Raw genomic sequence first — 14,413 nt, 5'->3', positions numbered from 1 at the left:
CCTTACGGAGATCACAATGAGAAAAGTCGGAATTGGAATCATCGGCTGCGGTGTCATCAGCACCGCCTACCTCAAGGCGGCGCAACGCTTCCCGGTCATGGAGGTCAGGGCGCTCGCCGATATGCGCAGTGAAGTCGCGGAGCGGCAGGGTGCCGTTTTCGGGCTGCCGGCGATGCGGGTCGATCAATTACTCAAACGCGATGACGTCGAGGTCGTCATCAATCTCACGGTGCCGCTGGCACACACTGATGTCAGTCTCGCGGTGCTGAATGCCGGAAAGCATGTCCATTCCGAGAAGCCGCTCGGCATCAACGCCGCCGAAGCCCGCAAGGTGATCGATCTCGCCGCACAGAAGAACCTGCGCGTCGGCTGCGCGCCCGACACGTTCCTTGGCGGCGGGCATCAGACCGCCCGCAAGCTGATCGACGACGGTGCGATCGGCACGCCGGTGGCGGGCAGTGCCTTCTTCGGCTGCCCCGGCCATGAGCGCTGGCACCCGGCGCCGGGCTTCTATTACTTGCGCGGCGGCGGACCGATGCTCGACATGGGGCCGTACTACATCACCGATCTCGTGCAATTGCTCGGCCCGGTCGCGAGCGTGATGGGCTCAACCGCGCGGCCGAAATCGGAGCGCCTGGTTACCAGCCAGCCGATGAACGGCACGCTGATCCCGGTCGAGGTTTCGACCCATGTCGCGGGCGCGCTTGAATTCGAGAGCGGAGCAGTCATCTCGATCGCGATGAGCTTTGATGTACCGAAGCACCGGCACGCGCCGATCGAGATCTATGGCGACAAGGGCAGCCTGCAGGTGCCGGACCCGAACCGCTTCGGCGGCGAGGTACACCTCGCCAGGACCGGTGGCGAATGGGAAGCAATGCCATTGACGCACGGCCATGTCGAAGGCGAGTTCCGCTCCATCGGGGTCGCCGACATGGCGTCCGCGATCCTGAACAACCGACCGCACCGCGCCAGCGGCGCGCTTGCGTTCCACGTGCTGGAGGTGATGGAGGCGTTCCAGACCTCCGCCGATGAAGGGCGCCGCGTCAAGATCGAGAGCAGCGTCGAGCGGCCGGCGATGCTGCCGGCGGGACTTGAAACGGGACAGATCGACTGAGGGAATGACCATGCGCAAGGCAATGATTGTATGGGGCGGCTGGCCGGGACACGATCCGGATCTCTGCGCCTCGATGATTCGCGGCTGGCTGAGGGCGGAAGGCTTCGAGGTGCGGATCGAGACGACGACGGCGGCATTCGCCGATCCCGCGATCCACGACATGTCGCTGATCATCCCGATCTACACGATGTCGAAGATCGAGAAGGCGGAAGCGCTCAATCTCTGCGCTGCGGTGCGGAGCGGCGTCGGGCTCGCCGGCCATCATGGCGGCATGTGCGATGCGTTCCGCGATTCCGTCGACTACCAGTTCATGTGCGGCGGGCAGTGGGTTGCCCATCCCGGCAACATCATCGACTACAAGGTCGACTTGACGAAGCCGGATGACCCCATCATGAAGGGCCTGAACAGTTTCGAACATCGTTCCGAGCAGTATTACATGCATGTCGACCCCGCCAACGAGGTGCTGGCGACGACGACCTTCACCGGCGAGCACGCGCCGTGGATCGAGGGTGTGGTGATGCCCGTGGTCTGGAAGAAGCGCTACGGCGCGGGCAGGGTGTTCTATTCCTCGCTCGGCCACCGTGCCTACGAGCTCGACGTGCCGGAGATCCGGACACTGATGACCCGCGGCATGCTGTGGGCGGCGCGCGAATGACGGGTGGGGCGACGCAGCCGGTGATTCGTGCCACGCTCGAGGACGTCGCGCGTGCGGCCGGCGTTTCGCTTGCGACCGTCGATCGAGTCGTCAACCGGCGCGAGGGCGTGCGCGCCAAGACCGTCGCGCGTGTCGAGGCCGCGGTGGCAAAACTCGGCTATCGCGCCGACCTCGCGGCGGCGCGGCTCGCCCGTGGGCAAACATTCCGCTTCGCCTTCGTGCTGCCGACCGGCAGCAACAGCTTCATGACCAATCTGAGCGAGCAGGTCCTGCGCACCGCGGACTGGCTCGCCGGCCAGCGCGGCTTCATCGACATTCTCCATGTCGATGTGTTCGATGCGGATGTGCTCGCCGGCGCGCTGGAGACCCTGTCGCCGGCCTACCAGGGCGTTGCCGTCATCGCGCTCGATCATCCCAGGGTTCGGGCCGCGATCGACGAGCTCGTCGGACGCGGGGTCGCCGTGGTGACCCTCGTGTCGGACGCGCCAAGCTCGCGCCGCCTGCACTATGTCGGCATCGACAATCCCGCCGCAGGCCGCACTGCCGCGACGCTGATGGGGCGCTTCCTCGCCGGGCGCGAGGGGACGGTCGCGGTGATCGCGGGATCGCTGTCGCTGCGCGATCACACCGAACGGCAGTTCGGTTTCCATCAGATCCTGTCCAGCGAGTATCCAAACCTGCCCGCGCTGCCGGTCATCGAGGGCCGCGACGACAGCGATCGCACACGGGAGCTCACGGCCGCGCTGCTCGCGCGCCATGCAGATCTTCGCGGCATATACTGCTGCGGTGCCGGAAACCGCGGCATCGCCGATGCGCTCGAGGCTTCGGGCCGCGCTCGCGAAGTGGTCTGGATTACCCATGAGCTGACCCAATACACACGGCGTTTCCTGGTTCGCGGCACCCTCGATGCCGTGATCAATCAGGATCCCGGGCACGAGGCGCGCTCCGCGGCACGCATTCTGCTCGCGCACTGTTCGGGCGAGCCAATCAGCGCCGACCAGGAGCGCATCCGCATCGACATTTTTCTGCGGGACAATCTGCCGTAACGCGAGCTTATACCGCCAGCACGCAGCGTTGAGCCAGGCGCGAGCCGGTCAGCGAGCGAGCTTTGGGCGAGCAGAGCGCGGATAGCGGATCACGCGGAAGAGGCTGACGACTAGCCAAAAGCTGTAACTCACATCGGCTCGATGCCGATCTTCTTGATGATCCCGGCCCATTTCTTGGTTTCCGCGGTCATGAAATCCTTAAGACCTCGGGGGTCCATCACCAGGGGCTCGGCGCCCTGCTCCACCAGGAGGGTGCGCACCTTCGGATCGTTCATGGCTTCGATCATGGCGGCATAGAGCTTGTCGATAACGGCGGTGCCCGTGCCCGCGGGCGCGAGCAGGGCAAGCCACGCCGCGCTCTCGTAATCCTTCAGGCCAGCCTCGGCCGCGGTCGGCACGTCCGGCAGCGCCGTCATGCGTTTGTCGCTGGCAACCGCGAGCGGGCGCGCGTCGCCGCTCCTGATCAGACCGATGACGTTCGGCAAGAGCTGGAAGCCCAGCGGGACTTGGCCCGCGATGAAGTCCGGCGTGTAAGCGGCGATGTTGCGGTAAGGAACGTGGGTTATCTCGGTGCCCGTGAGCTGCTCGAAATAGGCGGCAGCGAGGTGCTGCGACGAGCCGACTCCGACCGTCCCGTAGTTCAGCTCCCGCGGGCGCGCCTTGGTGTACTCGATCAGCTCGCGCAGCGATTTTGGCGGCAGCCTCGAATTGATCACAATGACATTCGGCAGCGTGGCAAACAGCCCGATCGGGGCAAGATCCTTCAGCGGATCGTAGGGCAGCTCCTTGTACAATGATCGGTTCGCGGCCAGTGGGCCGGAGGTGCTCATCAGCAGCGTGTAGCCGTCCGGGGCGGCATGTGCAGCGGCCGCGGTACCGATATTGCCGCCGGCTCCGGGGCGATTGTCGACCACGAAGGCCTGTCCCAATGACGCCGACATGCGGTTAAGGAGGATGCGCGTGATGACGTCGCTGGCGCTGCCGCCTGCGAAGGGCACGAGCACCTGGATCGGACGTGCGGGGTAGTCTTGCGCTTGCGCAGGACGCAGCCCGGTGGCGGAGAGAGCTGCGCCCAGGCCGAGCGAGAGCAAAGACCTGCGGTCAGGGTGAAATCCTTCAACGCGCGGCGCTGTGCCGTCCGTGATCTTGCTGTGACCGAACCTTGCCATCGCGGACTGAATCTCCCGACCGTGTCTTGTTCTGCAAGCCTTGGGAGCGTCCGTGACAAGAATGTCCGGGAGGAGCGCCAGGCCGCGATTTTCTGCGCCTGGACCGTAGTTAGCGGCTTGACGTGACCGTCATGCCGGCTCGTCTCGAAACTTACCAACCCGTCTCATTTTGCAACGGGCGCGACATCTTGTCCGAATGAGCGTTCGGAATTCAGGAAATCATCTTCCCAGCCTTGCGACGCCGCTTGCGGGATGACGAGGCTGCGCCGCCGGAGCCAGGTTCAGCCAACTCCTTTGCCACCGCCGCGGCCTGCGCCAGATCGTGGCTGATGACGTCCAGCACGGCCTTGGCCGCAACCGAGACCGCTCGCCGCGGGTGATGCACCCAGGCGATCGAGCGAACGATCCGTTGCGCGTCGAAACGATGGGCTCGAATGGTTCCGTTTGCCAGTGACTGCCGGAGCGCGATGGTCGGCAGCACGGTCGCGAAGTCGGTGGTCGCGATCACGTCGCAGAGGGCGGGCAGCGTGTCGAGCTCCAGGCGCGGCCGCAGGTCGATGCCGAGGGCTGCGGCGTGCTCATCGAGGATCAGCCGCAGTCCGTGGCGCTTCGATGGTAGCACCAGATCGAAATTCGCGATGTGGTCGAAGCGCAGTTTTGCGGGCGGCTTGATCGGGCCGTCCTTGCGGCAGGCGAACACCATTTCCTCGTCCATGATGTGATGTGCGGCGAGCGGCGTCCTTCGGCGCGGCACGTTGATCAGCGCGAAATCGAGCTGGCCGCTGTTGACCCAGTCGACCAGCGTTTCGGTGTAGCCTTCGCACGCGGAGAGGATGATCTCGGGATAGCGGCGCGCGACAGTCGCTGACGAGCTCGCCATCGTGCTCTGCGCGACGGAGGTGATGAGGCCGACCGCGACGCGGCCCGAAATCCGCCCGCCGACCTGGGCCATCTCCTGGCGCGCATACTCCGCATCGCGCACGATCGGCGCCGTCAGCCGCACCAGCGCCTCGCCGGCGCTGGTCAGCGTCATGCCCTGGACGCTGCGGTCGAACAGCTTTTGGCCGAGCTCGGCCTCGAGCTTGGCGATTTGCATGCTGAGCGCCGGCTGCACGATGTTGAGCCGGCGCGCGGCCCGCGTGACGTTCTTTTCATCGGCCAGGCACAGGAAATATTGCATCTGCCTGAGTTCCACGACGCTAGTCCTTCGTTCGCCAACTCGCTCGCGATCCATCATCTCTGATGATGAACGATATAATCAATCATTATTTGTTGTGATGGCAGAGATTGCCTAGTTTTGCGGCCGGCTACGTGACCTCGAGGGTACGTGCCTACGGGAGCGAAATCAGACATATGCAGCACGCAGCGCCCAAGCGGATGATCATCGGCATTTCCGGCGCCTCGGGCGTCACCTATGGCGTGCGCCTGCTGCAACTCCTGCGCAATGCCGGCGTCGAGACTCACCTGGTGATGTCGAAGACGGCCAAGCAGACCTTTGCCTACGAGACCGACCTGAAGATCGCGGAGGTGAGGGCGCTCGCCAATGTCAGCCATGCGATCGACGACATGGCTTCGGCAATCTCGAGCGGCTCGTTCCGTACCGCCGGCATGATCGTGGCGCCGTGCTCGATGCGCTCGATGTCCGAGATCGCCTCGGGCGTCACCACGACGCTTTTGACCCGCGCCGCCGATGTCGTGCTCAAGGAGCGCCGGCGCCTGGTGCTGATGGTGCGCGAGACCCCGCTGCACACCGGGCATCTCAGGACGATGACGGCGCTATCAGAGATGGGCGCGATCATCGCGCCACCTGTGCCCGCCTTCTACGCAAAACCCGAGAATCTCGAAGACATGGTCGAGCACACCGTCGGCCGGGTGCTCGACCTTTTCGATATCGATATCGGCGTGGTGCGCCGCTGGGGCGAGGACGAAGCGCTCAAGCGCCGCTCGCCGTCGCTGCGCAAGATCGCGCCCTGACCCGAACGGCCGAGGAAAGATACGTCATGCGAATGAAAAATTCGGCTAAGGGCTCGAACGCACCGGCCGATCTGCGTGCCTGGCTCGCTTACCTCGCCGAGCGCGGCAAGCTCGCGATTGCCCGCGAGGGCATTGCGCTGACCGATGAACTCGCCGCCATCGCGAAGCGGCTGGAGCGCGACAGCGCGGTGCTGTTCCCGCGCCCCGACGGGCACGAAATTCCCGTCATCGCCAACCTGTTTGCCGGCCGTGATTGGGTCGCCGATTCCATCGGCGTCACCGAGGACCAGTTGCTGCCACGATTCCTTGCTGCCGCAAGCAATCCGCTGCCGACCCGCGAGGTTCCCGACGGTCCAGTGCAAGAGGTCGTTCACGACGACGTCGATCTGCTCCGACAGCTTCCAGTGCCGAAGCACAATGAACGCGATAGCGGTCCCTATATCACGGCCGGCCTGCTGATCGCCCGCAATCCGAGGACCGGCGTTCAGAACGTTTCGATTCATCGTTGTCAGGTCAGCAGCAGGAATCGTATCGGCGTTCTGCTACTGCCCCGGCACACTTTCTCTTACTATCGTCTCGCGGAGGAGCTGGGCCAGGCGCTGGAGATCGCCATCGTCATCGGCGCGCATCCGGCGCTGCTGCTGGCTTCGCAGGCGATTGCCGCACTGGACGAGGACGAGATGGCGATTGCGGGCGCGCTGCTCGGCTCGCCCGTGGACGTCGTCAAATGTCGCACCAATTCGGTTCGCGTGCCCGCCCATGCGGAGATCGTGATTGAAGGACGGATTCTGCAAGGCGTACGCGAGCCGGAGGGTCCGTTCGGTGAATTCCCGCAATATTACGGCCCGCGCGCCAATCGCGAGGTGATCGAAGTCGATGCCATCACGCATCGCGCGGCGCCGATCTTCCATACCATCGTCGGCGGCGGCTTCGAGCACCTGATTCTCGGCGGCGTGCCGCGCGAAGCGACGCTGCTCCAGCATCTGCGCCGCAGCTTCCCGACCGTGCTCGATGTTCGCCTCACGCGCGGCGGCACCTGCCGCTACCATCTCGCGATCAAGATGGACAAGACCAATGACGGCGAGCCGAAGAACGTCATGATGTGCGCCTTCGGCGCGCATTACGACATCAAGCAGGTGGTTGTGGTCGACAAGGATGTCGATATCTCTTCCTCCGAGGAGATCGAATGGGCGGTGGCGACGCGCTTCCAGGCCGACCGCGATCTCATGGTCGTCGCCGGCGCGCTCGGCTCAAAACTTGATCCGACCACGGATGACGGTATCGGCGCCAAGATGGGCCTCGACGCGACCGCGCCGGTCAGGGCGTCCGAGCTCGCCTTCAAGCGCATCCGCGTCAAGGGCGAGGAGGACGTCGACCTGGCCAAGGCGCTGCAGGCCGATCCGGGCGCTGCGGTCGCGCGCCTTCTTGCGGAGGCGCGGATGTGAGCGGTTTACCGCCGCGGAAGCGGCTTGCGTCCGTTTGCGCCGTTGGAATATGTAGCTGGGGCGGCCTATAGTGCCGCACCAGCAAGGCAACCATTTTGCGGCGCAACGCCGGGAGGAAGAAACTGATGTCGACGGCCCTGCGCATCGCTCATGGCGCTTTCGGCAGGGTCGCTCTGCTCGACATGGACCGTTCGCTGGTCCGCCACGCTCATCATCACTGCCACGTCCTGCTCAAGGTCGAGGGCGCCGACACCCAGTTTCTGGTCGGCGACCAGGTCACGCCGCTCACGGACACGGCCGCCGTTCTGGTCGACGGCTGGAAGCCGCATGCCTATGTGCATGACGTCGATCGCCCGCGCACGCTCATCATGGCGCTTTATATCGAGCCGGAATGGCTGAAGGAGTTCCGGCCCGGATGGGCCGCGAGCGGCGCGCCGGGCTTTTTCGAGCGGCCCTCGGGCGAAGTCTCGCCGCGCATTCGGCAACTCACGCTGCATCTTGCGGCCGAAATGATGGCGAATCCCGATGCGGTGCGAACCCACGAGCAGACCCTTTCGGACCTCATGATCACGGTGATCGAGCGCTTCACGCCCTGGCGCAGCTTTCCGACCTCGATCCGCGGCATGAGCGCCGTGAGCTGCGACTGGCGGATCCGCCGCGCGATGGACGCGATGCGCGTGAACGATTCCTACGCCAACGTCGATCAGTTCGTGAAGGGCGCGGGCCTGTCGCGCGCGCAGTTCTTCCGCCTGTTCGAGACCTCGCTCGGCGTTTCGCCAAAGCTTTACCTCAACGTCGTCCGCATGGAGCGCGCGCTCGACGCGGTGATGCGCGAGGACACGCCGCTCGGCGAGCTCAGCGAGCGCTTTGGTTTTCCGGAGCCTGCGCATTTCACGCGCTTCTTCCGCGATCATGCCGGTGTCAGCCCGCGCGAGTTTCGCAACGTCTCGCGCCTCGCGGGCTGATCCTTGCGGGTTGATATTGCGCTGCACGCTCTCGAATGAGACGATTTGGTAAGTCGTGAGAGCGGGCGGTATGGCCCTCGCGCCTCCTGTCCTGACAAACGTCGCCGTCGCGTCAGAGAACGCGTCGGGAGGTATGCCGGGACATGGTGCAGGCCGCGGTTCAATCCGCAAATTCGGTTGATCAGGGTGGCGACAAGCCGTGGGTCGGGCGTTCAATCGAGCGTGTCGAGGATGCCACGCTGCTCAGCGGTCGCGGCCGCTTCATCGACGATCTCGGCGTCCAGCCCGGCACGCTGCATGCGACGATCCTGCGCTCGCCGCACGCCCACGCCGATATTGTTTCGATCGACGTTGAAGCGGCCAGGCGGCTGCCGGGCGTTGCCGCGGTCCTGACCGGCGAGCAGATCAAGGCGGTCACCACAAGTCTCGTCGTCGGCGTGAAGGCGCCGGTCGAGTGCTGGCCGATCGCGGTCGAGCGTGTGCGCTATGTCGGCGAACCGGTCGCCGTGATCGTGGCGACTGATCGTGCCCGTGCTGAAGATGCAGCCGAACTCATCAATGTCGCGTATCGCCCGCGAGCGGCCACAGTCGACCCGCTCGGGGCGATAGCACCGGGTGCACCGGTCCTGCACGACGGTTTTCCCGGCAATCTCGCCAGCGACCGCGCGTTCCACTACGGCGATCCTGAAAAAGCGTTTGCGGATGCGCCGCATCGCTTCTCCATCGACATCCGCTATCCCCGCAACTCCTGCACGCCGATCGAGACTTATGGCGTCGTCGCCTCGCATGATGCCGGCGAGGATGCCTTTGAGGTTCTCGCGAATTTTCAGGGGCCGTTCAGCATTCACACCGTGATTGCGCGTGCACTGAAGGTGCCGGGCAATCGGCTGCGGCTGCGTACGCCGCCGGATTCCGGCGGCAGCTTTGGCGTCAAGCAGGGCGTGTTTCCGTACATCGTTCTGATCGCGGCTGCTGCGCGCGTCACGGGCCGGCCGGTGAAGTGGATCGAGGATCGGCTCGAGCATCTCACCGCGTCGGTGTCAGCTTCCAACCGCGCGACGACATTGGCCGCGGCGGTTGCGGCCGACGGCAAGATTCTCGCGCTCGACTGGGACCAGGTCGAGGATTGCGGCGCGCATCTGCGCGCGCCCGAGCCCGCCACGCTTTACCGCATGCACGGCAACATGACGGGGGCCTACGACATCAACCACGTCAGGATTCGCAACCGCGTCGTGGTCACCAACAAGACACCGACCGGCCTCAACCGCGGCTTTGGCGGGCCGCAGGTCTATTTCGCGCTGGAACGCCTGGTGCAGCGCATCGCGATCGGGCTCGATCTCGATCCGCTCGATGTCATCAAGCGCAATCTGATCGAGGCAGGTGCCTTTCCCTATCGTACCGCAACCGGCGCGTTGCTCGATTCCGGCAACTACCAGGACGCGATCGCGCGCGCGGTCGAGCAGGGCAGGCTTGCGGAACTGAAGGCGCGGCGCGACGCGGCGCGGGCAGAGGGGCGTCTCTACGGGATCGGTTTCACGGCGGTGGTGGAGCCCAGCGTCTCCAATATGGGTTACATCACAACGGTGCTGACCGCGGCCGAGCGCCGCAAGGCCGGGCCGAAGAACGGGGCGCAGGCGACCGCCACTGTCGGCCTCGATCCGGTCGGCAGCGTCACTGTTCACGTCGCCTCCGTGCCGCAGGGGCAGGGCCATCGCACCGTGCTGTCGCAGGTGGTCGCCGACGTCTTCGGCCTTGAGCCGAAAGACATCCGCGTCAACACCGAGATCGACACTGCCAAGGACGCCTGGTCGATCGCGTCGGGCAACTATGCCAGCCGTTTTGCTGCGGCGGTGGCGGGCACCGCCAAGATCGCGGCCGAGCGCGTCGCCGGCCGTCTCGCCCGTATTGCTGCCAGTCAGCTCAACGTCGAGGCCGCGGACATCGAGTTCGCGAAAGGTTTCGTGGCCTCAAAACACAATCCGGAGAACCGGATCTCGTTCTCGCGTGTCGCAGCGCTCAGTCATTGGTCGCCGGGATCGCTGCCTGACGATGCCGGCCAGACCATTCGTGAGACCGTGTTCTGGACACCGCCGGAGCTGACGCCGCCCGGCGAGGACGACCGCATCAACTCCTCGCTGTGCCATGGCTTCATCTTCGACTTCTGCGGCGTCGAGATCGACCGCATTACTCTGCAGACGCGGATCGACCGCTACGTCACCATGCACGATTGCGGCACCATCCTCCATCCCGGCATGGTCAATGGCCAGATCCGTGGCGGCTTCACCCAGGCGCTCGGTGCCGCGCTCTACGAGGAATATGCCTACGCCGAGGACGGCAGTTTCCTCACGGGAACGCTCGCGGACTATTTGCTGCCGACCACCACCGAGGTGCCGGAGCCCGAGATCTTCCACATGGAGACGCCATCGCCGTTCACGCCACTCGGCGCGAAAGGCGTTGGCGAAGGCAATTGCATGTCGACGCCGGTCTGCCTCGCCAACGCGGTCGCGGATGCGCTCGGTATTGCCGACATCACGTTGCCTCTCGTGCCTGCCCGGCTTGCCGAGCTGGTGCGCGGCGCCGAGCCGCCGCCTCCCGCGGATGGCGTGGCCGCGGCGCCTGCGCGCGAAGCAGATCGGCGGCTCCGCGGCGAAGGGCAGGCCTCGGTGAGGGGGACGCCCGAGCAGGTCTGGGCCATGCTGCTCGATCCCGCCACGCTCCAATCGATCATTCCCGGCTGCCAGCGCGTCGACAAGATCACCGAGACGCATTTCCGCGCGGATGTCACGCTCGGCATCGGACCCGTCACCGGGCGCTATCGCGCCGACGTGGAGCTGTTCGATCTCGATCCGCCGTGCGCGGTCACCTTGCGCGGCGGCGCCACCGGCGCGCTCGGCTTCGGCAGCGCTGAGGGGCGCGTCACACTCGCGCCCGACGGCAGCGGCGGGACGAAGCTGACCTACAGCTATGACGCCGCGATCGGCGGCAAGATCGCAAGCATCGGCGGCCGGCTGCTCGACGGCGCGACGCGGGTGATCATCGGCCAGTTCTTCGCAGCGCTCGCCCGCAGGGCCGGCGGTGGTGGTGCGTCGGGCGGCTTCTCGCTGTTGGCTCTGCTGGCGAAGGTCGCCGGCCTGTTCGGGGGGCGCCGATGAAGCCGCCCGCATTTGACTATCTCCGCGCCGAGACCGTCGGCGAAGTCCTCGACGGGCTGGCGCAACAAGGCGGCGATGCCCGTGTGCTCGCCGGCGGACAGTCACTGATGGCGATGCTCAACATGCGCCTCGCCAAGCCGAAGCTTCTGATCGACATCATGCGGATCCGGGAGCTCTGCAAGATCGAGCGGACAGCCGATGCCATCGTCATCGGTGCCGGCGTGCGCCAGGCTGATCTGCTGGCCTGGCCGGATCTGGCCGAGGCATTGCCGCTGGTGGCGTTGGCGCTGCCCTGCGTCGGTCACATGCAGACCCGCAGCCGCGGCACCATCTGCGGTTCGCTCGCGCATGCCGATCCCAGCGCCGAGATGCCGCTCGCGCTGGTCGCGCTCGGCGGCGAGGTACTTTTGCGCAGTGCCAGGCGCCGTCGCCGCGTCGCGGCCAAGGATTTCTTCGCCGGGATGATGCTGACGGCGCGCAGCGACGACGAGCTGATCGAAGGCATCTCGCTTCCGGTCATCAATGGATCTCGCTTCGCGTTCCGCGAGGTCGCACGCCGGCACGGCGATTTTGCCATCGTGGCCTGCGCCGCGATGAAGACGCCATCCGGCGTCCGCCTCGCGGTCGGTGGCGTTGCGGACGTCCCGACCGCGCGGGACTGGCCGCGACTCGAGGGCAGCGCGGTCGACGATGCCCTCAACGCCTTTGCCTACGAGCTCGGCGCCCGCGACGACGTCCATGCCACCGCGCGCTATCGCCGCGACCTCGTGCGCATGATCGGCCGCGATCTGATCGGCGAGGTTCTGCGATGACCCGTTTCAAATCCGACGCCCGCCATCCCATCCACGTCTCGCTGAATGGCGAGCCCGTCGCGGGGGAAGCGGAACCTCGGACGCTGCTGTCCGATTTCCTGCGCCACCGATTGGGCGCCACCGGCACCCATGTCGGCTGCGAGCACGGCGTCTGCGGCGCCTGCACGGTCGTCGTCGACGGCATGCTGACCCGTTCCTGCCTCACGCTGGCGGCGCAGGTCGATGGCTGCGAGATCAGGACGGTTGAAGGGCTTGCACCCGCGGCCGATCGTCTCGGCGTACTGCAACAGGCCTTCCGCCGTCACCACGCGCTCCAGTGCGGCTTCTGCACCGCCGGCATCCTGATGTCGCTCGATCATTATCTCGCCAGGAACCCGGCGCCGACCGAGGCGGAGATTCGCGATCTTCTCAGCGGGCATCTGTGCCGCTGCACCGGCTACACGCCGATCATCCAGGCGGCCCTCGAAGCCGCCGCCCAGCTCGCTTCATCGAAAAAAGAGACGTCAGATGCTTGATCTCGCCAGCAGCTTCATGGCCAGCGCCGCGCGCGATCCGCGCGCCATCGCGCTGGTCGACGGCGATCTCCGCCTGACCTACCGGCAATGGTACGACAAGATCTCTGCTTTGGTCGCATCCTTCGGCCGCCTGGGCCTCAAGCCCGGCGACCACGTCGTCACGCTGCTGCAAAACCGCTGGGAGGCCGCGACGCTGCATTGGGCCTGCCAGTTCGCAGGACTCGTAATCACCCCGATCAACTGGCGCGCCAAGGCCGACGAGCTGGACTTCTGCATCGAGAACGCCGAAGCCCGCGCGGTTTTCTACCAGGATGTTTCTGCTGAGGCGGTGCAGGGTTCGGCGCTCGCCGGCCGGGTGCTACGCGTGTCGGTCGATCCGGGCGCAGGCGAGGCGGTGGGCTTTGCCGATCTGATCAGGGGCAGCGCGCTCGACGCCGAGCCGTGCGTCGGCCCTGATGCCTGGTCGATCATGCTCTACACATCGGGCACAACCTCGCGGCCGAAGGGCGTGCCGCGGCGTCATCGCGCCGAGCGTGCCGCGGCGATCGCCCATGTCGCGCAAAACCTCTACGGCCGCGGCGAGCGCACGCTCGGCGTGATGCCGCTCTACCACACCATGGGCGTCCGCTCGTTGCTCGCGATGTCGCTGATCGGCGGCAGCTTCATCTGCCTGCCGCGCTATGACAGCCGCCAGGCGCTGGAGCTGATCGAGCGGGAAGGGATCACCAATCTCTATCTGGTGCCGACGCTCTATCACGATCTCGTCCACCACGAGGCCTTTGCCGGGACCGACGTCTCCAGCGTGCGCAAGCTCGGCTTTGCCGGCGCCTCGATGACGGATGGCCTGCTGAAGAAGCTGAACGAGGCCTTCAGGCCGGAGCTGTTTGTCAATCATTACGGCAGTTCCGAGATCTACACCTTCACGATCGATCAGAACGCTACGGCAAAACCCGGCTCGGCGGGCAAGGCAGGGCTGAACCAGCACGTCAAGGTCGTGCGCATCGGCGCGCGTTCGGTGACGGAGCTTGCCGCGGTGGGCGAGGAGGGTGAGATCATCGCCACGCTCGCGGGCGACGAAGCCTTTGAGGGCTACTGGCGCCGCCCCGAGGCCGACGCCAAGTCGCTGCGCGAGGGCTGGTATTTCACCGGCGACACCGGCTTTATCGATCCGGACGGCGACCTGTTCGTCACGGGCCGCGTCGACGACATGATCATCACCGGCGGCGAGAACGTTTCGCCGGTCGAGATCGAGAGCTGCCTGTCGCTGCACCCGGCCGTCGACGAGGTCGCGGTGGTTGGCGTCGCCGACGAAAAATGGGGCAAGGTCGTCGCCGCCTTCGTCAAGCGCAATCGCAACGTTTCCGAGATCGAGCTGGAGAAGTTCTGCCGCACCTCGGGCCTCGCCAATTTCAAGCGGCCGCGTCGCTACGTCTTCGTCGACGCGATTCCGAAATCGCCGGTCGGCAAGCTGCTGCGGCGCCTGCTCGTCGCCGGAGAATACGAGACCGAGCGCCGGCCGCCATCGGACGCCGCTTGATCGTCACGCATCAACAGAAGGAAGCGAAA

The 14,413-nt window shown here is 65.7% G+C and carries 12 protein-coding genes; 10 read left to right on the top strand and 2 right to left on the bottom strand.

From position 1 onward, the window contains the following. The first annotated feature begins 16 nt into the window (after window positions 1-16). Genes GGD62_RS23800 through GGD62_RS23790 form a run of 3 tightly spaced genes read left to right on the top strand, consistent with a single transcriptional unit; the run spans window position 17 to window position 2,815 of the window. Complete coding sequence (locus tag GGD62_RS23800) at window positions 17-1,114, top strand: Gfo/Idh/MocA family protein (protein WP_183710475.1); 1,098 nt, start codon at window positions 17-19, stop codon at window positions 1,112-1,114. Window positions 1,115-1,124: 10 nt separating this feature from the next. After that, complete coding sequence (locus GGD62_RS23795) at window positions 1,125-1,769, top strand: ThuA domain-containing protein (RefSeq protein WP_028143575.1); 645 nt, start codon at window positions 1,125-1,127, stop codon at window positions 1,767-1,769. Then, entirely contained in the window at window positions 1,766-2,815 is a 1,050-nt protein-coding gene (locus GGD62_RS23790; RefSeq protein ID WP_183710473.1) for a LacI family DNA-binding transcriptional regulator, read from the top strand. The genes GGD62_RS23795 and GGD62_RS23790 overlap by 4 nt, the downstream gene beginning before the upstream one ends. A 128-nt stretch (window positions 2,816-2,943) precedes the next feature. Here the strand turns inward: GGD62_RS23790 and GGD62_RS23785 are convergent, their stop codons facing one another. Further along, on the bottom strand, window positions 2,944-3,984 hold the full coding sequence (locus GGD62_RS23785; RefSeq protein WP_183258809.1) for a tripartite tricarboxylate transporter substrate binding protein: 1,041 nt from the start codon (window positions 3,982-3,984) through the stop codon (window positions 2,944-2,946). A 211-nt stretch (window positions 3,985-4,195) separates the two neighbouring features. Next, the gene (locus GGD62_RS23780) at window positions 4,196-5,164 is read right to left on the bottom strand and encodes a LysR family transcriptional regulator (RefSeq protein ID WP_183710536.1); all 969 of its coding nucleotides are present in this window, start codon (window positions 5,162-5,164) and stop codon (window positions 4,196-4,198) included. Between the two features lie 173 nt (window positions 5,165-5,337). Between GGD62_RS23780 and GGD62_RS23775 the strand changes: the two genes are divergently transcribed. From GGD62_RS23775 to GGD62_RS23745, 7 genes are all read left to right on the top strand, one after another. Further along, on the top strand, window positions 5,338-5,958 hold the full coding sequence (locus tag GGD62_RS23775) for a UbiX family flavin prenyltransferase (protein ID WP_183710471.1): 621 nt from the start codon (window positions 5,338-5,340) through the stop codon (window positions 5,956-5,958). Window positions 5,959-5,984: 26 nt separating this feature from the next. Beyond that, entirely contained in the window at window positions 5,985-7,403 is a 1,419-nt protein-coding gene (locus GGD62_RS23770; RefSeq protein ID WP_183710469.1) for a UbiD family decarboxylase, read from the top strand. Between the two features lie 125 nt (window positions 7,404-7,528). Beyond that, a complete protein-coding gene (locus GGD62_RS23765) occupies window positions 7,529-8,368 on the top strand; it encodes a helix-turn-helix transcriptional regulator (protein ID WP_183710467.1) in 840 nt (279 codons plus the stop codon). Window positions 8,369-8,511: 143 nt separating this feature from the next. Beyond that, entirely contained in the window at window positions 8,512-11,520 is a 3,009-nt protein-coding gene (locus GGD62_RS23760) for a molybdopterin cofactor-binding domain-containing protein (protein WP_183710465.1), read from the top strand. Further along, on the top strand, window positions 11,517-12,332 hold the full coding sequence (locus tag GGD62_RS23755; protein WP_183710463.1) for a xanthine dehydrogenase family protein subunit M: 816 nt from the start codon (window positions 11,517-11,519) through the stop codon (window positions 12,330-12,332). The genes GGD62_RS23760 and GGD62_RS23755 overlap by 4 nt, the downstream gene beginning before the upstream one ends. Next, a complete protein-coding gene (locus GGD62_RS23750; protein WP_183710461.1) occupies window positions 12,329-12,847 on the top strand; it encodes a (2Fe-2S)-binding protein in 519 nt (172 codons plus the stop codon). Before GGD62_RS23755 ends, GGD62_RS23750 begins: the two co-directional genes overlap by 4 nt. Further along, window positions 12,840-14,384: an AMP-binding protein gene (locus tag GGD62_RS23745; protein WP_183710459.1), complete on the top strand. Its 1,545-nt coding sequence runs from the start codon at window positions 12,840-12,842 to the stop codon at window positions 14,382-14,384. The genes GGD62_RS23750 and GGD62_RS23745 overlap by 8 nt, the downstream gene beginning before the upstream one ends. Window positions 14,385-14,413 lie beyond the last annotated feature (29 nt).

This window comes from Bradyrhizobium sp. ERR14, assembly GCF_014198235.1.
Taxonomy (GTDB): domain Bacteria; phylum Pseudomonadota; class Alphaproteobacteria; order Rhizobiales; family Xanthobacteraceae; genus Bradyrhizobium.
This window is presented reverse-complemented; position numbering and strand designations above follow the sequence as displayed.